Source organism: Methylomonas sp. HYX-M1 (genome assembly GCF_040741385.1).
Taxonomy (GTDB): domain Bacteria; phylum Pseudomonadota; class Gammaproteobacteria; order Methylococcales; family Methylomonadaceae; genus Methylomonas; species Methylomonas rhizoryzae.
In genome coordinates this window covers 1,465,040-1,486,982 of the sequence record NZ_CP160405.1, presented here as the reverse complement: position 1 = coordinate 1,486,982, position 21,943 = coordinate 1,465,040, and the positions used below count along the sequence as shown (strand labels likewise).

The 21,943-nt window shown below is 53.5% G+C and carries 20 protein-coding genes; 9 read left to right on the top strand and 11 right to left on the bottom strand.

All coding sequences use genetic code 11. From position 1 onward, the window contains the following. Nucleotides 1-89 precede the first annotated feature (89 nt). Genes AB0A83_RS06945 through cutA form a run of 3 tightly spaced genes read right to left on the bottom strand, consistent with a single transcriptional unit; the run spans nucleotide 90 to nucleotide 3,138 of the window. Nucleotides 90-614 carry a TlpA disulfide reductase family protein gene (locus AB0A83_RS06945; RefSeq protein WP_150047571.1) on the bottom strand — a complete coding sequence of 175 codons (525 nt, stop codon included), beginning with the start codon at nucleotides 612-614 and terminating at the stop codon, nucleotides 90-92. After that, on the bottom strand, nucleotides 611-2,851 hold the full coding sequence (gene dsbD / locus AB0A83_RS06940) for a protein-disulfide reductase DsbD (protein ID WP_367155846.1): 2,241 nt from the start codon (nucleotides 2,849-2,851) through the stop codon (nucleotides 611-613). Before dsbD ends, AB0A83_RS06945 begins: the two co-directional genes overlap by 4 nt. After that, a complete protein-coding gene (gene cutA / locus AB0A83_RS06935; RefSeq protein ID WP_150047569.1) occupies nucleotides 2,821-3,138 on the bottom strand; it encodes a divalent-cation tolerance protein CutA in 318 nt (105 codons plus the stop codon). Before cutA ends, dsbD begins: the two co-directional genes overlap by 31 nt. 238 nt (nucleotides 3,139-3,376) lie before the next feature. Between cutA and AB0A83_RS06930 the strand changes: the two genes are divergently transcribed. The 3 genes from AB0A83_RS06930 (at nucleotide 3,377) to AB0A83_RS06920 (ending at nucleotide 7,554) form a co-directional block, all read left to right on the top strand. Further along, nucleotides 3,377-3,814 (top strand): FxsA family protein, encoded by a 438-nt coding sequence (locus AB0A83_RS06930; RefSeq protein WP_150047568.1) that lies wholly within the window; start codon nucleotides 3,377-3,379, stop codon nucleotides 3,812-3,814. Between the two features lie 448 nt (nucleotides 3,815-4,262). Further along, a complete protein-coding gene (locus AB0A83_RS06925; protein WP_150047567.1) occupies nucleotides 4,263-5,741 on the top strand; it encodes a NarK family nitrate/nitrite MFS transporter in 1,479 nt (492 codons plus the stop codon). Nucleotides 5,742-5,817: 76 nt separating this feature from the next. After that, nucleotides 5,818-7,554 carry a bifunctional protein-serine/threonine kinase/phosphatase gene (locus AB0A83_RS06920; protein WP_150047566.1) on the top strand — a complete coding sequence of 579 codons (1,737 nt, stop codon included), beginning with the start codon at nucleotides 5,818-5,820 and terminating at the stop codon, nucleotides 7,552-7,554. Nucleotides 7,555-7,567: 13 nt separating this feature from the next. Here AB0A83_RS06920 and AB0A83_RS06915 read toward each other — a convergent pair whose 3' ends face one another. After that, nucleotides 7,568-7,915, bottom strand: coding sequence for a DUF6316 family protein (locus tag AB0A83_RS06915; protein WP_367155842.1), 348 nt, complete (start codon nucleotides 7,913-7,915; stop codon nucleotides 7,568-7,570). Between the two features lie 333 nt (nucleotides 7,916-8,248). On the opposite strand from AB0A83_RS06915, the gene AB0A83_RS06910 reads away from it, so the two are divergent. The 5 genes from AB0A83_RS06910 to AB0A83_RS06890 all read left to right on the top strand — a co-directional run bounded on the left by AB0A83_RS06910 (nucleotide 8,249) and on the right by AB0A83_RS06890 (nucleotide 13,821). Further along, a complete protein-coding gene (locus AB0A83_RS06910; RefSeq protein WP_150047564.1) occupies nucleotides 8,249-9,037 on the top strand; it encodes an ATP-binding protein in 789 nt (262 codons plus the stop codon). 276 nt (nucleotides 9,038-9,313) lie between these two features. Beyond that, nucleotides 9,314-10,378 (top strand): nitrogen regulation protein NR(II), encoded by a 1,065-nt coding sequence (gene glnL / locus AB0A83_RS06905; protein ID WP_150047563.1) that lies wholly within the window; start codon nucleotides 9,314-9,316, stop codon nucleotides 10,376-10,378. Between the two features lie 49 nt (nucleotides 10,379-10,427). Continuing rightward, entirely contained in the window at nucleotides 10,428-11,849 is a 1,422-nt protein-coding gene (gene ntrC, locus AB0A83_RS06900) for a nitrogen regulation protein NR(I) (RefSeq protein WP_150047562.1), read from the top strand. 90 nt (nucleotides 11,850-11,939) lie between these two features. Then, nucleotides 11,940-13,298 (top strand): hypothetical protein, encoded by a 1,359-nt coding sequence (locus AB0A83_RS06895; RefSeq protein WP_150047561.1) that lies wholly within the window; start codon nucleotides 11,940-11,942, stop codon nucleotides 13,296-13,298. A gap of 22 nt (nucleotides 13,299-13,320) precedes the next feature. Then, on the top strand, nucleotides 13,321-13,821 hold the full coding sequence (locus AB0A83_RS06890; protein WP_150047560.1) for a hypothetical protein: 501 nt from the start codon (nucleotides 13,321-13,323) through the stop codon (nucleotides 13,819-13,821). A gap of 32 nt (nucleotides 13,822-13,853) precedes the next feature. On the opposite strand, the gene AB0A83_RS06885 is transcribed toward AB0A83_RS06890, so the two are convergent. Further along, on the bottom strand, nucleotides 13,854-14,654 hold the full coding sequence (locus AB0A83_RS06885) for a DUF2066 domain-containing protein (protein WP_367155839.1): 801 nt from the start codon (nucleotides 14,652-14,654) through the stop codon (nucleotides 13,854-13,856). Nucleotides 14,655-14,747: 93 nt separating this feature from the next. Between AB0A83_RS06885 and purM the strand changes: the two genes are divergently transcribed. Beyond that, nucleotides 14,748-15,791 carry a phosphoribosylformylglycinamidine cyclo-ligase gene (purM, locus tag AB0A83_RS06880; RefSeq protein WP_367155837.1) on the top strand — a complete coding sequence of 348 codons (1,044 nt, stop codon included), beginning with the start codon at nucleotides 14,748-14,750 and terminating at the stop codon, nucleotides 15,789-15,791. 24 nt (nucleotides 15,792-15,815) lie between these two features. Here purM and AB0A83_RS06875 read toward each other — a convergent pair whose 3' ends face one another. From AB0A83_RS06875 to mmoZ, 6 genes are all read right to left on the bottom strand, one after another. Further along, nucleotides 15,816-17,561 (bottom strand): sigma 54-interacting transcriptional regulator, encoded by a 1,746-nt coding sequence (locus AB0A83_RS06875; RefSeq protein WP_150047558.1) that lies wholly within the window; start codon nucleotides 17,559-17,561, stop codon nucleotides 15,816-15,818. Between the two features lie 221 nt (nucleotides 17,562-17,782). Next, on the bottom strand, nucleotides 17,783-19,465 hold the full coding sequence (gene groEL / locus AB0A83_RS06870; protein ID WP_367155835.1) for a chaperonin GroEL: 1,683 nt from the start codon (nucleotides 19,463-19,465) through the stop codon (nucleotides 17,783-17,785). 66 nt (nucleotides 19,466-19,531) lie between these two features. After that, nucleotides 19,532-19,819 carry a hypothetical protein gene (locus AB0A83_RS06865; protein WP_367155833.1) on the bottom strand — a complete coding sequence of 96 codons (288 nt, stop codon included), beginning with the start codon at nucleotides 19,817-19,819 and terminating at the stop codon, nucleotides 19,532-19,534. Between the two features lie 5 nt (nucleotides 19,820-19,824). Continuing rightward, nucleotides 19,825-20,853 (bottom strand): aromatic/alkene monooxygenase hydroxylase FAD-binding subunit MmoC, encoded by a 1,029-nt coding sequence (gene mmoC / locus AB0A83_RS06860; RefSeq protein ID WP_367155831.1) that lies wholly within the window; start codon nucleotides 20,851-20,853, stop codon nucleotides 19,825-19,827. Between the two features lie 13 nt (nucleotides 20,854-20,866). Next, on the bottom strand, nucleotides 20,867-21,118 hold the full coding sequence (mmoD, locus tag AB0A83_RS06855) for a soluble methane monooxygenase-binding protein MmoD (protein ID WP_367155829.1): 252 nt from the start codon (nucleotides 21,116-21,118) through the stop codon (nucleotides 20,867-20,869). 320 nt (nucleotides 21,119-21,438) lie between these two features. Continuing rightward, nucleotides 21,439-21,942 (bottom strand): aromatic/alkene monooxygenase hydroxylase subunit gamma, encoded by a 504-nt coding sequence (gene mmoZ, locus AB0A83_RS06850; RefSeq protein WP_367155827.1) that lies wholly within the window; start codon nucleotides 21,940-21,942, stop codon nucleotides 21,439-21,441. Nucleotide 21,943 lies beyond the last annotated feature (1 nt).

The window sequence follows — 21,943 nt, the reverse complement described above, 5'->3', positions numbered from 1 at the left end:
CCCTATTCGCATGGATAGCTTACCGACTGGATTCGCATCACCCCGCCGGCTGGCCGGGTTGGGATGCACTGTACTGTGGCAAACGCCGATCAATTTGTCGCCGTCAATAACGGCTCGACGATTTCCTGAAACTTGTCTTTGGTCAACTCCCCCGGCTGCCGGTGCACGATTTGCCCTTGCGCATTCACCACCACGGTAAACGGTACGGCGTTGATGATGTTGCCCCATTGCCGGGCCAATAGCGTGCCGGCGTCGCCGGTAACCAGCATCGGGTAATTGACCTTGGCTCGCTGCAGGTATTCGGCCACGGCATCGCGCTCCTCTATGGCCAATCCCACGAATTGCAGGTTTCGAGAGCCGTATTCGTCCTGCCATTTGACGAACTCCGGAATTTCTTTCAAACACGGACCGCACCAACTGGCCCAGAAATTCAACACCAACACCTTGCCTTGCCACTGCGCCGCGGAATGTTGAATGCCGTCCACATCCGGGAAGCTGAAATCCAGCTTGGCCGGCGTTTGCGCGGGCCGGGTCGAGCCGGTGTGTTGTTGCAGGTAAAAGCCTAACGCCAAGGCCAGCGCAGCCACGACGACAATAATCAATTTGGTTTTCATAACTGTTTCAAGGATTGTAAAAAGGTGGCCGCGTCCTGATAGCCGATGACCCGCAGTTCAGCTTGCTCCCGGCCTTCGGCATCGAAGAACATAATGCCGGGCGGACCGAACAGCTTGAAGCGCTGCAGCAAGGCTTTATCGTCCGTGTTGTTTTCGGTGACGTCGGCTTGCAACAACACAAAGCTGGCCAACTGCTGTTGCACGGCGGTATCGGTAAAGGTGTAGGCTTCCATCTCTTTGCACGATACGCACCAATCGGCATAGAAATCCAACATCACCGGCTGGCCGGCGGCTTTGGCTTCCGTCAATTTTTGCTCCAGCTCGGCTAAACTGTGCACCCGCTGAAACGCCAGTCCCTTTTCTGCGGCCGCCGCGTCGGCACCGCTAGCCAGTGCCAAGCCGGACAAGGGTTTAAGCGGATTGGTGTTGCCGGCACTCAAACCTATCAGTTGCGCTACCCCGAATACCAGCATCATCAAGCCGACGCCTTTCCATAGTCGCTTCCAGCCGGTCACAGGATGCGGCAAGGGCTCTAAAGCGTTCAAATAAATCGACGGAATGATCAGCAGCATCGCCGTCAAAAACATGGTGACGCCGGGCGGTATGATCCTGGATAACATCCACACCGCTACTGCCAACATGATTACGCCGAATACCGCTTTGGTCGCATTCATCCATAGGCCGGCCTTAGGCAGCAATTTGCCGGCCGAAGCGCCTATCAGCAATAACGGCAGGCCCATGCCCAAACCCATCGCAAACAGCGCAAAAGCGCCTAATACCACGTCACCGGTTTGACCGATGTAAATCAAGGCCGCCGCCAGAGGCGCGGCGACGCACGGCCCGACAATCAACGACGACAAAGCGCCCATGATGCCGGCTCCCCAATAGGAACCGTCGCGATGCTTATCGCCGGACTGCGACAACTTGGTTTGCAAAGCCGCCGGAAGCTGCAAGTCGAAAAAACCGAACATGGACAACGACAACAGGACGAACATGCCGGAAAACGTGGCGATAACCCAAGGTTCCTGAAATACTGCTTGCAAATTGCTGCCGAATAAAGCCGCCAAAATACCAAACGCGGTGTACATCAAGGCCGAAGCAAGGACGAAGCTGGCGGACAGTAAAAACGCTTTGCGGGTACTGACGCGGTGGCCGTGACCAACCAGGATGCCGGACAAAATCGGTATCATCGGAAACACGCACGGGGTATGGGCCAACAAAACGCCGAATCCGAAAAAGCTCAACAAGGTCAGTAAGAAACTATCCTGCTTTAACGCGGCTACAATTTTGTCTTGTTCCGAAATCGGCTGAGCCGCCGGCGCCGGGAAATCGGCGGCAACCGCGCTTGGTGCGGCCGGTAGCGCCAACTCGACACGACTGTTCATCGGCGGGTAACACACGCCGCGATCGGCGCAACCCTGAAACTTAGCGGTTAGCGTGACGGTTTCCGCCTGCAAACGGTTACGGCCAAGCGGTATGTCAAGACTCAGCTCCTGCCGGTAAACTTCGACTTGGCCGAATTCTTCGTCCAAGTGCGCTTCGCCGACCGGTAACGGCCATTCGCCTAACACAGCGCCGGAATCGGGCTCGAAACTCAATCCCAATTTGTCTTTGTACAAGTAGTAGCCGTCGGCAATCAGCCAGCTCACCCGAATGTGATGAGCGTCTTTGACCGTGGCGAAAAATTGAAACGCTTGCTCGGGCGGCAATAATTCGCTGCCGAACAAACTCGGCGTCAGTTTTTTCAAACCCGAGAAGAAGCCGCCTCCCGACGCCCCCGCGTTCGCGGTGACTACCGGCAGATTGACGTCTAACAGCCGGGTCTGCGGTGGATAACAGACGCCTTGATCAGCACAACCTTGATACTTAACCGAGAGCTGGACTTTGGTCTGTGCCGACGCGTTTTGCAGCGGCAACGGGATGGACAGATTGTTACGGTACACGCTGACCATGCCGAACATAGGGTCGTGTTCGGTCGCACCCGCCGGCATTTCAAAGCTACCGACCGGTACTTGCGGCGTTTTGGATTCGATTTTGACCTTGTCCCGGTAAACGTGATAGCCGTCGGCAATGCGCCAGTTCAGTTGCACTTGCCGGTCCGACAAGGCGTTTGCGCTTAATTGAAACACCTGCTCCGGAGGTAACACATCGTCCGGATTCAATGCAAACGCCTGACTCCAATACAGAAATAACCAACTGAACCGGATCAGGCGCCGGACGCACACGAGTCTATCCATTTCAAGTAATCTTCCGAACCGCGTTGTATCGCCACGGCTACAATTTCAGGGATTTGGTAAGGATGCAGCCCTTTAATCGCCGCTTCGACGGCCGCATATCGGGCTGATGGACTTTTAATCAACAACAAATGTTCCTCAGCACTCTCGATTGCACCTTGCCATTGGTAAATTGAGCGCACGCCCGGCAGGATGTTCACGCAGGCCGCCAATTTCCCGGCAACCAAATGCCCGGCAATGCGCTCGGCCGTTTCCATGTTCGGGCAGGTACAATAAATCATTTGATACATCGCACTATTATCCTGTAAAACGTCGCAAAATTGGACTGTTTGAATAGGGAGCGCGGGCAATGCCGTTTCATATTCGCTCGCGCTTGTTCTATCCGGAACATCAGCCTAACCATTCGAATTTCTAATTCCACAAAATAAAGACTGCGGCGACCACAACGCTAAGCGCATTGAGACGAAAGCCAATGTTTAGGCCCGCTATCGACCCAGTCGCTCCATAACCACCAGCCGGCACGCCATTATGCGGATAATATTTTTAGGTTTTTTAATCATTCCTTTCATCGAGATCTATTTACTGCTGCAAGTAGGCGGTTTAATAGGTGCATTGCCGACGATAGCTTTGGTCGTATTCACCGCCGTATTAGGCGCTTGGCTGCTGCGCCGTCAAGGCCTGGAAACTTGGCAACGCTTTCAACGCAACTTAGCTCAAGGCACGATTCCGGCGTACGAAATGATCGAGGGCCCGATACTGTTGGTTGGCGGCGCATTGCTTTTGACGCCCGGTTTTTTTACCGACGCCCTTGGCTTTGCCTGCCTGATACCGACCTTACGTCGCCGAATTGCACAATACCTCATAGACCATCATCTGCTTAATAAAGTATCGACGCAGTTTTACGCAGGCAGCCCTTCGAAAAACCCGGACGTTATCGAAGGCGAATTCAGCAAAAAACAGGACTAGGGCCCCGACGCCCCAGACTGTTGTAAATGTCGATGGCAGGGCCGAGGATCCCGCGCTTCCAAATCACCCCGCCTGCCGCGAAAGGAAACACAGTGCCGCTCACAATTGGCCTCCACCTCCGTTCACTAAAAGCTTACCCTATGCCAGCCTTGCCCTGTCATATGCACTATGTTAGCGCACCTATCCGCCAAACCAAATTGCGCAGACGCCCCAAAACAGCCTAATAACTCACCCTTCGGAATCTAGGCATGCCGGGACCTTTTAAGACACTTGCACCAATTTAATCTGGATTTCACAAAATCGCACCAAATTAACACAAGCGCTTGCCATATTTTTGTCCCGGCAAAACTCACCAAGTTGGCGTCAATCCTGTCGAATGAACGCTGTTAGAAGCCATGGCATATAAACTGCTTTTCAATTGACTCGTGTCCTAACTCCAAAAACCGATATGTCTGCGAGCAAACTCAATCTACTCAGCTTTACCGGCAAAATGAAAATTTTGCACATGACCTGGTTAGCTTTCTTTATTTCCTTCGTGGTCTGGTTCAACCATGCGCCGTTAATGCTGGTCATCGGCGAAAGCCTGAAACTTAGCGAGGCCGAAGTTAAGACCATACTGATTTTGAACGTGGCGTTAACCATTCCGGCTCGCATACTGATCGGCATTCTGGTTGACAAATTCGGTCCTAAGCGCACGTATTCCACGCTACTGGCAGTCGGCAGTTTGCCCTGTTTTTTATTTGCGATGGCCGAAAATTTCGAACAGTTGGCACTGGCTCGATTTCTGATGGGCTTTGTCGGTGCCGGTTTCGTGATCGGCATTCGCATGGTGGGAGAATGGTTTCCGGCCAAACAAGTGGGTATTGCCGAAGGCATTTACGGCGGCTGGGGAAATTTCGGTTCCGCCGCCGCAGCCATGACGCTACCGACCTTGGCATTACTGCTCGGCGGCGAAAACGGCTGGCGCTATTCCATCGGCGCGACCGGCCTCATCGCCTTGCTGTATTCGGTTATATATTTCTTCAGCGTCAGCGACACCCCGAAAGGCTCGACTTACTTCAAACCGAAAAAGTCAGGTGCCATGGAAGTCACCAGCATTTGGGATTTGTTCTTTTACATACTGATGACCATTCCGCTGTATGCCGCATTAACCTTGCTAACCTGGAAGCTGTCGCCGGCCGGCATGAAATTATTGTCCGACCCGGCGGCCCTCATCGCCTACGTGCTGATTTGGGTCTTATTCTTTTTTAACGTATACAAGATCGTCCACGTTAACGAAGAACATTTAACCCACCCTATCGAAGAAATTCACAAATACAAATTCAAACAAGTCGCTATTTTGGATTTGGCTTATTTAGTGACTTTCGGCTCGGAATTAGCCGTGGTATCCATGTTGCCGATGTTTTTCTTCCAAACCTTCAACGAATCGCAAGGCATCACGATGGTCGAAGCCGGCCTGTTGGCCTCCGGTTTCGCCTTTATGAACTTGATAGCCCGCCCCGGAGGCGGCTGGATCAGCGACAAGTTCGGACGCAAACTTTCGTTAAGCATTTTCATCGGCGGTTTGGCGTTGGGCTATTTCGCCATGTCGCAAATTACCCCGCAGTGGCCGGTGTTGATTGCTACCGTAGTTACCATGGCCTGCTCGTTCTTCGTACAAGGCGGAGAAGGCGCGGTGTTTGCGATGGTACCGTTAATCAAACGCCGCATGACCGGCCAAATTGCCGGCATGGTAGGCGCCTACGGCAATGTCGGCGGGGTAATCTTTTTAACGGTGTTGTCGTTCGTATCGCCGAGTGCATTTTTTCTAACGATAGCCGCAACCGCGCTGGTAGTCGCCATCGCAATTCAGTTTATCGAAGAACCCAAAGGCCATATGGCGGAAGTCATGGAAGACGGCAGCGTCGCGATGATAGAAGTGGAATAATAGGCAACCGACAAGTCCCTTCCGGTAACGGGTTAAGGGTAAACTTAACCCGTTCGACAGCCTATCCCATACCATCATGGTCAAATCGTTAACCGTCAGCACTAGCGCCTGCAGCGACAAAGGCGTCAAAGCAAACAACGAAGATTGCTGGGGCGTCTTAATCCCTAAAGAACCACAATTAACCTTGAAGGGCATAACCGCAGCCGTGGCCGACGGGATGAGCGGCAGCGACGCCGGCAAAGAAGCTAGCCATTGTTGCATAACGGCTTTTTTGGAAGATTATTACAGCACCCCGGACACTTGGTCCGTCGCCAAAGCCGGCCAAAAGATTCTGTCGGCTACCAACTCGTGGCTGCATAGCCAAGGCCAGAGCCGCTACGCGTCGGCCAAAGGCATGGTCAGCACCTTAAGCGTGTTGGTACTGAAATCCAATACCGCCCATCTTTTTCACATCGGCGATTCGCGCATTTATTTGCTCAGACAAAACGTACTGGAACAACTCACGCGCGACCACAGGCTTTGGCTTTCCGACGACAAAAACTATTTGAGCCGCGCCATGGGCATAGAGCCGCATTTGGAAGTGGACTATAAAAATATCGCACTGGAGCCGGGCGACTTGTTTGTATTGACCACCGACGGCGTCCACGACTTCCTGGACGCCAAAGCGCTGAAAAACCTGCTCAGCCAAACGGACGATCTGGACGACATTGCCACCGCCTTGATTAAAACGGCAATAGAAAACGGCAGTGATGATAACGCCACCTGTCAACTGCTGCGGGTAGAATCCTTGCCGAGATTGAAAGAAGACGAAGTCCTAAGGCAACATGCTTATCTGCCGTTCCCGCCGCCGCTGGAAACCGGCATGATCCTGGACGGCTACCGGATAGATGCCGAACTGCACGCCAGCAAGCGCACACAAATTTACAAAGCGTACGATACGCTTCAGCAGCGCGACGTCATTTTAAAAACGCCGTCAGTGCTATACAGCGACGATACCCACTACATCGAACACTTCTTGCACGAAGAATGGGCCGGCAAACGCCTGGAACACGAAAACGTCTTGAAAATATTGGAAACCGATCGCAGCAAAAGTTGCCTTTATTACGTAACGGAATATATCGACGGACAAACCTTAGCCGAGTGGATGACGCAAAATCCGCTGCCGGACATCAAACCGGTCCGCAAAATCATCGAACAAGTCGCCAAGGGTTTACGGGCTTTTCATCGCATGGAGATGCTGCACCAAGACTTGAAGCCCGAAAACATCATGATTGCCAAAGACGGCAGGGTAAAAATTATTGATTTCGGCTCGGTCAAAATCGCCGGCATTGCCGAAATAACACCGCTGGATCACGCGGTTCAGGAGAATATACTGGGCACCTTGAATTACACTGCCCCTGAATACCACCTCGGCCAACGCGGCTCGGTAAAATCCGATTTATATTCCTTGGGCGTCATCTGTTATCAAATGTTGAACGGTGAGTTACCGTTCGGCTCCCTGCCGGAAAAACCCAATCGGGCGAATTTAGCCCGTTTGAAATACAAACCCAGCTTCCAGTTCAACAATATGGTGCCTGTATGGATAGACGGCGCACTCAAAAAAGCCACTTGCTTGACCCCGGAAATACGCTACGACGAACTTTCGGAATTTTTGCACGATCTATCGACCCCAAATCCGCAATTCTTGAAAGGGGAACAAAAATTACCGCTACTAGAGCGCAACCCTATAGCCTTTTGGCGGGGAACCGCACTGCTGTTTTTTTTATGCAGCCTGGGACTATTGATCATGCTGAGTAAAAAAATGGCCTGTTAGCCGACGAACCAAGCTAACCGTACCAGCGTTTACGCCCCGTATATCTGAACTTCGGCTGCTGCCCGGATGCATCGAACGGCTTACCGGTCTTATCTCCCGGCTTGCGGCCGCCGGTCATCCCCATTTCAATGCATTCCTGAATATACTCTTTCAACATCGCCTGAGCCTCGGCCCGGGTCTCGTATGGCCCGGAATCGCCTTCCCGCGCTTGGAAATACCACCCGCATTTGCCCGTGCGAGGGTCTATCGATGAATATACTCTGTCGACTTCGAACATAAACACATTTTCCGCAAAACTCAATATGCTGACGCTTGATAATGCGCGAGCGACAGGAAAACCTAAAATGGCGTTTTGCATCATAACAGTAGCGGCCGAGGCTTACAGCTTCTATGCCGATTTCGGACGCATCCTACTCGGATTTGTGACGAGTACGCTGCTTTGATGCAATAATCGACCAGCATCCAAACGCTGCTCGTTCTAAGCCCGATAAAGCTAAACGGGGAATGGAACGCGCTAGGGAGCAAGCGAACCGCTCATGCTTAACCGGGGAGCTCGGCACGAACGGTTTTCAGCTGCTTCCAGACCGTTCATTCGGGGTAACAAGACGCCTTCACGACCGTTAGAATAAAAAAGAAACCGGATATAGCGCTCCTCGAAGACTGCTTGCATACAACACAAACCCATGGCACTTATATGATTGATTGGAATACCACGTTCGCCGCAATCTGGCGCCAACAACGAAAATACCTTAGGCCGGTCAAACATCTGGATTCGATCCAACTGAAAGACTTGCTGGGAATAGACTCTCAAAAGCAACAGTTAGTTGCCAACACTGAAAGATTTTTAGCCGGCAAGCCCGCTAACAACGCACTGTTGTGGGGCGCTCGCGGCACCGGAAAGTCGTCTTTAATCAAAGCCCTACTGAACGCTTATAAAGACCGCGGCTTACGCATCATTGAAGTCGATAAACACGATTTGGTATTTTTGCCGGACATCGTCGACGACATTCGCGACCTGACCCAACGCTTCGTGATTTATAGCGACGATTTGTCTTTCGAACACGGCGATACCCTGTACAAGCCATTGAAAAGCGTCTTAGAGGGTTCTATCGAACTACCGCCGGAAAATGTCTTGTTCTACGCCACGTCCAACCGCCGCCATTTGCTGCCCGAGCATATGCGCGATAATTTGGAAACCCAACTCGTCGACGGCGAGGTGCATTATTCGGATACGATTGAAGAAAAGATTTCGTTATCGGATCGCTTCGGCCTCAGGTTAGCGTTTTATCCCGCACATACCGATGCTTATTTAGCCATAGTGGATAGCTTGTTCAGCGATTTCAGCGGAGATCGTAACGCGCTTTACCAAGCCGCATTGGATTTCGCCCATTTGAACGCTGCGAAAAACGGCCGCACCGCCAAGCAATTTTACAACGCCTACTGTCAATCCTCAGGCCATTCGACCAGCCTGAAACCGGACTAAACCGGCCGCCTCCAATTGCATCCTCCTAAACGGCACTCATCCGCTATCCAAAGTTTTCCCAACAACCAACCTCCAGTACCACGAATCCGCCCGAAAACGCCAATTCGGCCAGACACCTCCGCTAAATCGCACCAAAATAATACAAACCCAAAATATTTTGCACCATAATAAACCGCAATCGGCCACCCAAAGCACTTAACTGCTTCCCGGACGGACAATTTACATATGGCTCGTTACTTGCTTAACGGGTGTAGTTCTCCTTAAACCTTATTCACTGTGCATAAAAAAATACTCGATCATTTGAACGAAGCAATTTTGCTGTTCGATACCGATCTGGCGCTAACCTACATCAATCCGGCCGGAGAGATGCTGTTTGCCGACAGTGCCAAGCATTTGCTCGGCAATCCCGCGCAGCGTTTATTCAAATCCGCACATCCCGGTTTATTTAGCGATTTATTGTCACGAATGCACCAACACGAGCCTTTGGTTGACAGAGAATTGATACTGGAATCGATGAATCAATCATCGACCGTCAGCCTCAGTGCCACGCCGATAATGGCAGGCGGCGAATTGCAGGAAATTCTGATCGAGTTGCAACAAGTCGACCGGCACTTGCGCATCACCAAAGAAGAGCAATTGCTGGCACAACAAAATACCAGCCGCATGTTAGTCCGCGGTTTGGCCCACGAAATCAAAAACCCTTTAGGCGGCTTACGCGGCGCGGCTCAGCTGCTGGATCAGGAACTACGCGACCCGGAACTGAAGGAATACACCCAGATCATTATTGCCGAATCGGACCGCTTGCAGGAATTGATGGATAAAATGCTCGGCCCCAACAAACCCGCGCATAAAAGCCTGATGAACATCCACGAGGTGCTGGAACGGGTACGGCAACTGGCTGCGGTAGAAGCCGGCAGCAGTACAAGCTTGAAAACCGATTACGACCCCAGCATCCCCGAACTATTCGCCGACAAAAACCAGCTGATTCAAGCCTTTTTGAACATAGTCCGCAACGCCATTCAAGCGATCCAAACCATGGGCCGAATCGTTTTGAAAACTAGAATCCAACGTCATATGACCATAGGCCGCAAGCTGTATAAATTGGTGATCAAAGTAGACGTGATCGACAACGGCCCCGGAATTCCGCCCGGGTTGATGGGGCAAATCTTTTACCCGATGATCACCGGCCGCCCGGAAGGTACCGGTTTAGGTTTATCCATCGCACAATCGCTGATCAATCAACACCGCGGCATGATCGAATGCGACAGCGAGCCGGGCAACACCGTTTTTTCGGTGTATTTGCCCATCGTAGATCACCAAGGCAACACCGCGCTTAATTAATCCAAGGATTGCGTAACGATGACAACCCTTTCAACTTACGGAGAATTTCATGTCATTGCCGGATAAAGTCTGGATTGTCGACGACGACAAATCCATACGCTGGGTACTGGAAAAAGCCCTGCAGAAAGCCCGCCTCGATACTCGATGCTTTGCCAACGCCGCCGAGCTGCTCAAAGAAATCAATAAAAGCCGCCCGCAAGTGTTGATAACCGATATACGCATGCCCGGCATGGACGGTTTCGAGTTATTGAAAAAAATTCATAAGGACTACCCGGCGCTGCCGGTCATCATCATGACTGCGCATTCCGACTTGGAAAGCGCGGTGTCGGCGTTTCACGGCGGGGCGTTCGAGTATCTGCCCAAGCCCTTCGACGTGAACGTCGTCGTCGAAACCGTACAACGCGCCTGCTTGCACGCCAGACAGCAAGAAAGCGCGCAAATGCCACCGGTGCAGTTGAAAGACTCCACCCCGGAAATCATCGGCGAAGCCCCGGCCATGCAAGAGGTGTTTCGGGCAATAGGCCGCTTGGCGCGTTCGCACATCACCGTGCTGATCAACGGCGAATCGGGCACCGGCAAAGAGCTGGTGGCCAAGGCGTTGCACCGCCACAGTCCGCGCTCGGATCAACCGTTTATTGCGCTGAATATGGCGGCGATTCCCAAGGATTTGATGGAATCGGAGCTGTTCGGCCACGAGAAAGGCGCGTTTACCGGCGCGCAATCGCGCCGCATAGGCCGCTTCGAGCAGGCCAATAACGGCACGCTGTTTTTGGACGAAATCGGCGACATGCCGGCCGAACTGCAAACCCGCCTCCTGCGGGTACTGGCCGACAACGAGTTTTACCCGATCGGAGCACACGCGCCGGTCAAGGTCAACGTGCGCATTATCGCCGCGACCCACCAGAACCTGGAAAACCTGGTAGCCGAAGGCCGGTTTCGAGAAGACTTATTCCACCGTTTGAACGTCATACGCATTCATATTCCACCGCTTAGGGAACGCCGGCAAGACATCGGCTTACTGATGCGCCACTTTTTATATCAAAGCGCCAAAGAGCTAGGTACCGAAGTCAAAACTTTGAAGGCGGAGACCGAGACGTTCTTAAGCGGGCTCAAATGGCCGGGCAACGTGCGGCAGTTGGAAAACACCTGCCGCTGGCTGACGGTTATGGCTTCGGGACGGGAAATTCACATCGAGGACTTGCCGCCGGAATTAAGCCATAGCCCCACCGAAACCTCCGCCCACGCTTTAGTCAAACAAGACTGGGAAAGCTTGCTGCAAAATTGGATCAAACAACAGCTGGTTACCGGAAAACACGATATCGCCAAACAAGCGATTGCCAGCGTGGAAACCTTGCTGATCCAAACCGCCTTGATTCATACCCACGGCAGAAAACACGAAGCCGCACTGTTGTTGGGATACGGCAGAAACACGCTTACCCGTAAGCTCAAGGAATTGGATATTCACGAATAGTGGCTTCACCCGAGAATTTTCATCTGCCGTAAACATCGGTGTATACTCCGCCGCATTTAAACAGACTTTCAATCGGCGGGTGCAGGGCTTATGGCAGAAAAATCGGTCAGTAAATATCTCAGCAGCTTGGAAAAACAGTTCGCCGCAACCGACCCGGTCTTGCAAAAAGCGGCAAAAGTCTTTCACGATTTGGACAATCTCGAATTCGAGATGGGCTTGCTGGACAACGATGAAACCACTGCCAGAAAAAGCTCGTGGTGGCCGACGATCAGCACCTTAGGCGGCTATTCCCCGGCCAAATCGGAATTTCTGAATCGTTTTCTGGGCAGCCAATTACACACGTCCAGACACAAATTCACGGTACTGCAATACACCCCTCAAACCAACAGCGCCATACTGCCCGGCACCGCGCTGGACGCCGACCACAGGCTGCCGTTTTACCAAATCGGTCAAACCATAGAACAAGCCTCGGCCGGCGAAAGCGGCAAGGTCAACAGTTATTTGGAACTCGTCACGGTCAATAGCGGCAAACTCAAAAACAAACTGATCATAGACACCCCGGTGCTCAACCCTGCGGCCGAAAACGCCGCCAATCGCTTGCTACGCCAACACGTCATAGCAATCTCCGATCTGGTACTGGTTTTCAGCGATTTGTTCGAAGCCGATCCTAATTTCAACAAGGAAACCATAGAAGCCATCGTTAAATACCAAGATACCAACAAGTTTTTGTTCGTCGTCGATCATTCGGAACTTTCTTTAGACACCAATAAAATCAACGACATAATAAACTCATGGCAGCGACGCCTCGCCGAATTCGGCATATTTACCGGGCAATTCGTAGTACTGGCGCAAAATGCCGACACGAGCGCAATCGAATCGCGGGTTAATCAGCTGAACAACGACCGCTCTTATCGAGTGTTGGACAATCTGGAGACCAGCATACGCGCTGTCGATGACGTGGTATTTCCGGAAGTCGAAGCCGCTCTAGCCACTTGGAAAGAGCGCAGCAACGCAACCACCCTGATCATTTTAGCCTTCATCATCATGCTGATCTTGTTCGCGGAAATCGCTGTCGGCATTTTAGATTTTTTCTTCGACCCTATTATCGGCCCCATAATCGTACTAGGTTTGGCGGCGATACTGACGCCGATGCACATGATAGTCAGCCGGGTACACGCCAAATTCATTATCAATCAATTACAAAAGCGCCAGAAACAACTGAATATCAGCGAGGATTTATCCGCCTTGTTCGAAAAAAGCCTGGGCTTTTGGCGCACCTTGCTCCCCATGACCCAACCGGTCGGCAAAACCAAAAAAAATCGCAAGAAATTGGCGCTGTTACTGGAGCAAACCAAAGATTTGGTTCAGGCCCTGAACGACCAATTCAGCCGCAATCAATTCCAAGAATTCCCAACCTCATACGACGCTCAACTCAGCGAAGACTTTTAACTGAACGCCGGGGCAACTGCGTATGGACATTGTCAAACAATATTTGGCACTGTGCTGGTTTGATAGCTCGCCCTATGAGCTACCAAAATCCATACCCTTTTTCAAACGCAACCTGATCTTCAACTTTCTGGTGTTCTTTTTCATCCATTTTAATATGACGGATGAATTCGAATCGGTCACCGAAGTATTTTTCGAGACACTATTGAGCCTGGGTTTCATAGGCTTAACCCTATGGCTCAACGACACCTTATCCGGCTACGTCCAAGTCAGTTCAGCCATCTTGTTCAGCGAAAATCTGGTATCGCTCTTTCTGGTGCCTATCATGTTTTGGGTGACGGTAGCGGAAGATTGGTACAGCTACGGCGTATTGGCGTTCTTTCTGTTATGGGCGGGAGCGATGATCGCCGCTATTTTCAAAAAAGCCTTGGCGATTAATTTAGTCGCCGGCCTGGTCATGTCGTTGTTTTATGTCTTGTTCAGTTTCGGCGGCGGCTTTGCGATCAACAGTCTGGTTACCGGCTGAGAAATCCCGGTTATCGTCAATTCACCTACAATTTACGGTTTAACGCCGTAGTAACCGGCTAAAATCGTGTATGCGCCTTGCAAGCCTTCCAACATGGCGCCTTTTAACGGCAAGCAAGGATTATCCCACTGCTTGATTTTACCGTCGAAATAAAACGCCCATTCGCCTTGCCAACACTGACCTTTCCGGACGAGCCGCCCCGTCATGACACCAGGCACTTCGTAACGCGCCGAAACGGCCAACAGATTGCGCGAATCGACACCCAACACTTCATTGACCGAAATTTTCTGTTGTTCCTCCAAATCCAGAATCGGCACAATAATAGGCACCCCTTTAACCTTTTCGGCCAGCGTCAGGGCGTTCTCGACTTCCGGCATGCTATCGGCGTTATAAAACTGCCGGCCGTTGCCGTCTTCGACCACTAACCAAAGCAAGGTTTCCGGGCGAATTTCGCTCCAAATGCCCACACGGTTTTGCCGGATGACTTCCAATAATTGTTCTTGATCGAATTCGACCCGCATTAACCGCGCGTCGCCGGACGCATATTCGTCGGCCGCGATCAACGAATATTGAAACTGTTTGACGTAATGCTGCGCGCCGTTCAACAACTGTTGCACCACGGCCAATTTGGCAATGTCGTCCGCGACCAAAATCCGATTCAATACCCCGAACAACGCTTGTTTGATGGCGACCTCCCTATCCTGTGCCGATTGGCTATTGGCGATCAACTCGATTTCGAACAAACCCTTAACTTCTACCGCTCCAGGTTGTCCGCATAAGAGTGCGAGCGCAAAAGTCGTCAGACAAAACGCCCGGCGCGTTTTCTTTTTCAAAATCATCACTTAGAAATTACCCCAGCCAAGAACGAGACGGAACTATAGTACAATATCGGATAGTTCAAGCTTAACTTTAACAAGAGGCACCCTTTGAGCGTACCACCATCAGACCGCCTGAATTACAAAAGCGCCGGCGTCGATATTGAAGCCGGCAACGCCCTGGTTGACCGAATTAAACCGATAGCCGCCAAAACCCGTATTCCGGGCGTCCTGGCCGGATTGGGCGGTTTCGGATCGTTATTCGAACTGCCGCTGGAGCGCTACAAACAGCCCGTGCTGGTATCCGGCACCGACGGTGTCGGTACCAAATTAAAACTGGCATTCGACACGAACATCCACAACACGGTGGGAATCGATTTGGTCGCCATGTGCGTCAACGACATCGTCGTGCAAGGCGCCGAGCCGCTATTTTTTCTGGATTACTTCGCGACCGGCAAGCTGGACGTGGCTTCGGCCGCCGCCGTCATCGAAGGGATAGGCGCAGGCTGCGAACGGGCCGGCGCGGCCTTGGTCGGCGGCGAAACCGCGGAAATGCCCGGCATGTATCCGGACGGCGAATACGACTTGGCCGGCTTTTGCGTCGGCATCGTGGAAAAACAACGCATCATCGACGGCAGCAAGGTCAAAATCGGCGACAAATTGATCGGCCTCGCATCGTCCGGCCCGCATTCCAACGGTTACTCGCTAATCCGCAAGATTCTGGCGCGCAGCAATGCGGATTTACAGACCCCGCTGAATGGCAAACCCTTGTCGGAACTGCTGCTGGAACCCACCCGAATTTACGTTAAGCCGCTGCTGAATTTACTTAAGTCGGTGGACGTCCACGCCATGGCGCACATTACCGGCGGCGGCATTACCGAAAATCTGCCCAGAGTGCTACCGGAAGGCCTCGGCGCCGCCATCGACTTATCCGGTTGGCAACTGCCGGACATTTTCGTTTGGTTGCAACAGCAAGGCAACGTCGAGTTAGCCGACATGCTGGTAACCTTCAATTGCGGCATCGGCATGATCGTTTGCGTCGATCCGGCCGACGAACAGGCCACGCTGGACGGCTTAACACAACAGGGTGAAACCGCATTTACGATAGGCGAAATCGTCCCGCAGCAAACGGACGCACGCGTTGTTTACCGTTAATCCATTTATTTCGACTCAAGGCCATTAACCCGCCGCCCTATCCACCTCCAAACCGAAACGACCGATTTTTTTGTACAGCGTGGTACGGGTTATGCCTAAAGTTTTGGCGGCTAGCGAAATATTGCCGGAACAGGCTTGCAAGGTTGCCTTGATGCCGTGCCGCTCCCAGTCCTCCAAGGTCATGACCGCCTGACCGGGGCGCTCGGCAGACTCGCCGCACTTGTCGGCCGGGCCTGCATAACGCTTGCCTTCCGCAACGAAGTCGGCGGGCAAATCCTGCTGAGTGATCAAATCGTCCTTAGCGGTACACAAGGTTGCCCTGACCACGTTGATTAACTGACGGATATTGCCCGGCCACGGGTGTTGTTCGATCAACCGCAGCACGCTGGGACAAATGCGCACGGTTTGCGCATTCGGCAATCCGGCCAATTCGCGCTGCACTATCTGCTGAATAATCGCATGCTTGTCCGCCCGCTGCCGCAACGCCGGTAAATGGATTTGCGCACCGTTCAAGCGGTAATACAAATCGCGCCGAAACCGCCCCGCCTCTACAGCTTCCAGTAACGGCACATTCGTAGCGGCCACGATTTGCACGTCGACCCGAATCGGCTTGGAACCGCCGACCGGCGTGAATTCCGAGGTTTCCAAAACCCTGAGCAGCGTAGCCTGCAAATCCAAACTCATGTCGCCGATTTCGTCCAAGAACAACATCCCGCCGTTAGCCAATAAAAATTTACCCGGTTTGCCGCCGCTACGCGCGCCGGTAAAACTACCGGCTTCGTAGCCGAACAATTCGCTCTCGATCAAGTCGTGCGGGATAGAGGCACAGTTGATGGCCACCAGCGCTTGTTCCCGGCGCGAGCCGGCTTGCTTCAACAGATTGACGAAATGATCCTTGCCCACTCCCGATTCGCCGGTAATCAAAATCGGAATTTTATGCTGCTGCAATTTCACCGCTTTTTCGAGCAGGGAAGACAATGGCTGCGACAACGCGGGGCTTGAGGTATCAGCGGTTTTTTTCGCCAGTTTGAACGGAATTTGCTCCAATATCCTCACTTGGGCAGCCGGACTACGCGTCAACGGCAAGTTGGTATTCAGCACCACGCAGAGCAAATGCAAAAAGGCAAACAGCGAATTCATACTTTCCTGCCTATCCGCAACCAAACCGACGACCGCCAACAACTCGCCGCTCTCGTCGGCCAAGGGATAGCCGACCGTACTGTAAGGATGCAACAGGCTGAAAAAATGCTCCATACCCTGAAAAGCAACCGGTTGTTTCAGCAGCGCCGCGCTACCGATGCCGTTATTGCCCAGCACGCTCTCGGTCCACCCGCTCTGCCGCTCGGACAATTTGCGCATCGCCGGACTGGAAAACAGGTTTTCCCCTAGTGTCTGAAGTACGCCACCATCGGGCGCCGCGACCACCATCATGACTCCGGCCTCCTGCAAGAACACTCTAAATTGCCGCCCCAATTCGGCCACGGCATCGGCGACCTGCTGCGTCCGTGGACCCGGGGAAGCCGCGGCCGTGCGCAGGCGCTGCCAGCCGGCATGATGGCCTAACGGTAATTGGTAATCTTCCAAGCAACGCCGCCAAGCGTCCGCAACCGCCGGGCGCACCCAGTCGCGTTGTTCGGGCAGCGTGCGAGTTTGAGTCATCCAGCGCCAGGCCTGTACCGGGCGATCGATTTCGAAGTCCGGCGTCCTGTGCTGCCAAAATGCTTCCTGCACGATTTTGCCGGTATCCGGTAGGCGCAATGCAATATCCATTTCAAGTCTCTCGATCCGGGCGCCAAATTGGTTTTGACGCGAAACTAAATAAAAAACAGTAGCTTAGCCTGCTTTTTGTTCATAGAGCTATAGTTTGCGCACCATATCAAAATCAAAAAAAGAGGCAATGCGGCATAACGTCACATTGCCTTATCTCGGAGGCGAACGATTCCCAGGACGGGAACCCTCTAGTCGAGAGGAGGTTATCTCACGCTAGGAAATTAAACACGAGGGTCTTCGCGGGTCGCGGCGGCCCATTCCGCTGAATAACCGGCCATAAAATCGGGATCCGCCAACGGCATCACCACGGATTCGCAGGTCATCAAGGTTCCGACTACGCTAACCGCATTGCGCAAAGCCAAACGCAGCACTTTGACCGCATCCACAATCCCGATCTCCAAACACGGGCCCAAGCGCCTCGTTTGCAAATCGTAAGCAAAGGCCTCTCGGGTTTGCCGGCGTATGGCCGAAATAATCGGTTCGCTTTCCAAACCGGCGTTAGCTAGCAACCGGCGAATCGGTGCCGCCAAGGCTTGCTGCAAAATCGCAACGCCGCGTTGCTGCTCGGCGTTTTCGGCGATGATGCCGTCCAAAACCGCTTGAGCAGCCAGCAATCCCGCTCCGCCGCCTGCTATCACGCCTTGTTCCAGCGCCGCTCGCGCCGACTTGTAAGCGTTTTCTATCCGCACCCAACGTTCCTTGATTTCCAGGTCCGTCGTGCCGCCGACGCTAATTACCCCGGTTTTGGCGGACAACAGGGCAATACGCTGTGCCAATTCTTCCGCTTCGTGCAGGTTTCCGGTCGGCGAACCTTGGCCGGGTTTCCTGGCCAGCACTTGCCCCAGTTGCCAACGTAACGCCTCCAGCCGAATGCCGGCTGCTTGCGCATCGGCGTCAACCGCCACGAGCGTGGTCGTGTCGCTGCCGATGAATGCACGCCGCGCCTGCCCCAAGCACGACAAACTCAGGTCTTGCAAACGTGCGCCTTGGCTGCGCAGTACCGGCGCGGCACCGGTCAGCACCGCCAAATCGGCCAGACGCTCCGCTCTGTGGTCACCGTATCCCGGCGGTTTAACCGCCACCGCTTTGAACACGCCGCGAATATGATTCAGCAACATGCCGGTTAAGGCGCCGTCGCGCACGTCTTCGGCGATAAGCAATAGCGAACGCTGTTGCTGTGTGACTTGCTCCAATATGGGCACCAAGTCCATCAGGTCAGTGATTTCGTAATCGCACAGCAGTACGAACGGCCGTTCCAACACGGCAATTTGCCTATCCCGGTCGGTCACGAAATACGGCGACAGATAACCTTGTTCGTAGCGGACGCCGTCGACAATCTCCAATTCGTCGTAACGGCCGTTACCGAGTTGAAAAGTCAACGGGCCGTCACAGCCTAATGCCGCGAACGCCCGGTTCAGCAAGTCACCGACGCCAGGCTCGTGCTTGCTGGCCAGTTCGGCCACCCTGGCTGTCCAGGCCGGGGTCACACCCGTCAAGGCCCGGCGCTGCATATCGGTATCAACCAGCGCCAAAGCCAATTCCAAACCTTTTTGCAGTTGTAAAGGGTGGTAACCCGCCGCGACGCTTTTCATACATTCGCTAGCGATGTCGCGGGCCAGTACGATGGCGGTGGTTGTACCGTCACCGGCTTGCCGCGCTACCGAACCGGCCACCTCGCGCAACATGCGCCCGCCCAAATCCGCGATACGGTCTTCCAGCACGATGGCGTTGGCCACTGTGGCGCCGTCCCGGGTAAAAAGCGGCGGCATGCCGTCGGTTCGGTGCTGGATTAACACTGCCGGCCCGTCGCAGCCGAAGGTTGCGGCGGCGGCGCGCGCTACGGTATCGATGCCGTGCATGATGCGCCGTCTGGCTTCCGGGTTATAAATGATTTGTTTCGCCATAGTTTATTTCCGTATAAAGGCAGGTCAGGCTAGCGCCGCTCCCGCCGACTGATTGATGTTTACTGGTTACGTGCCTCCGCGCATTAACGCCTGCCCGGCTTTAGCCCGCGATTGCCGAGCCCGTTGCAAGCGAAACCAAATCCAGGTGAGTTTTTTATCGTCGTGATCCAAGGCCAGTTTGAAAGCGTCCTCTTCGTCCGGCGGCATGCGTTTTTGCCAATACTCCAGCAATTCGGCGACCCGCGCTTCGCCTAGCTTGGCGGTCAACCGCCGTTCTTCGGCTACCAAGTTACGAATGCTTTCTTCCAATTCTTGGATCATTTCGTTGACAAATATCCGGTCTTCCCGATTCATCCCAGTCAAGCGGCGCTAGGTAAAAACTTTTCCAAATAGATTTTGTCGCGCGGTATGCCGACTTGGGCGCAGACCTGATACGTCGCGTCCACCATGCCGGGCGGGCCGCATAGATAGAGGTCCGGCTTGATCCCCTTATCCAGCAAATCGCGGCGTAAAATGTCGACTACGCTGCCTTTTTCGCCGTTCCAGCCTTCACCGGCTTTCCAGACGCAAATGTGCACCGACAACGTCGGCATCGCTTGTTCCAAGGCTTTGAGTTGCTCGGTGTAAAACACCTCTTGTTCGGTGTTGACGCCGAAATAAATCACGCAAGGTTGCGGCTCCTCCCATTCGTGCATGCGCCGCACCATCGACATGATCGGCGCTAAGCCGGTGCCGCCGGCCACGAAGTAACGCGGGGTAAAGCCGTTTTCGCGCAAACCGAACACGCCTAGCGGACCTTTGGCTCTGACGACGTGGCCGACTTTGGCGTCGCGCTGCAGATAGGTGGAAAATTTGCCGTTGTCGACAATGCGGATCAGAAACTCCAATTCACCGTTGTGGTTGGCGGTATTGGCCGGCGAATACGAACGGCTAACGCCGGTGCCGGGAATTTCCAAGTCGTAATATTGCCCGGATTCCAACCTCACCCACTGATCCACCCCGAGTTTGCGCAAGCGCAGCTTGACGACGTTGCAGGACACCGGCGTCAATTCGACGATTTCGGCGTCGAAGCACAATTCGTCCGCCGAGAACGAAATTCTGTCGTAGGTATATGGCACTTCGATCTCGAGGTCGCTGGTCGGATAACAGCGACACAGCAATACGTAGCCTTCCTCTTCTTCCTCCGGCGGCAACGCCTGCACGCTGAACTTGCCCATTTCGTATTCGCCTTCGGTACAAAGGCCTTTGCAGGTTGCGCAACCGCCTTCCCGGCAAGACGTCATCAAATAGATGTCCTGCCGCAACGAAGCGCTGACGATATCTTCGCCGGGCCCGCAATCGAAGTACACCGCTTCGCCGTCTTCGGTAACGATTTTGACGTTATACATGTCGGGTAACTCCTTAACCGATCTCGGGCCACGACGATTGGAATACCGCCATCACGTGCGCCACCGCCCGACGCGACGCATCCAAAGTCAGAGAACAGCCCTCCTGTACCAATCGGCTGTCACGGTATATCGTCCAACGCCACATGAAATCCAAATCCTCGCCATAGGCGGTATAAGGTCCCGCATCGTACAGTTTGGTCAAGCCCTCCGGTTCGCCAAGCGGCAAGGCCAAGCTTTGCATTCTTTGTTCGAGTTCTAACTCCATCGTCCTACATCCTTCCGGTCTAATCGAGTCGCGCCGATGCGCATATCCGGCGCATCGATACGCGGCGGAAAAAATTCCGCCGTCCCTGGCAAAATTCCCCAAGCCAGCGCGCCGTCTATCCATCCCGGTTTTTTGCGCGCTCAACCGATGAACATGCGATTTTCATCGGCTTAACCACATCGAGCACGTCAGAGCCCGATGCCGGTCGTGCATCCTTGCATGGCGGAAAGCCGGTTTTACCCGCTTTCCGCCCCTGTGCCGACCGCGCGGCTTTCGCACACTAAAAGCCGCTAGGCCGGCACATTCAGCCGCCTCTACCTCTACTGCAAGGTCACGACCTTGACCCCACGCTCCGCACGCAACTGTTCCAGCGGCAGGTCGTAGTAGCCGATATTGCGCAGCTCCATCAACTTGTTGCCGAGGATGCGGTCGGTATCCATGAACACGTTGACCGGCATTAGCGGCGGTTTGAAAGCTAATCGGAAACCGATATGAATCTTCTCGGCCTGGTATTTGTCGGTACAGGCCGCCATTTTGGCCAACACCGCATCGGCTTCCTGCTGGGCGTCGCTGCCGTTGGCGCAGCGGTTCAGCATTTGTTGGTCGTTGAACTCCTTGTGCTTGAGTAAGGCCACCTTTTCTTCCAGCTTGCACTCTATCCAGCCCCAGTCCAGCTCCAACTCATAGCTTTCCCGTAACGGCGTGGTGTATTTGCTGCGAAACTCGCTCAATAGCGCCACGCCTTTGGCCAAGGTATTGAGGCCGCCGATTTTTTGCAGCCATTGATCGCGTACCGGATTATCGTGAATGTGATAATTTGCCATG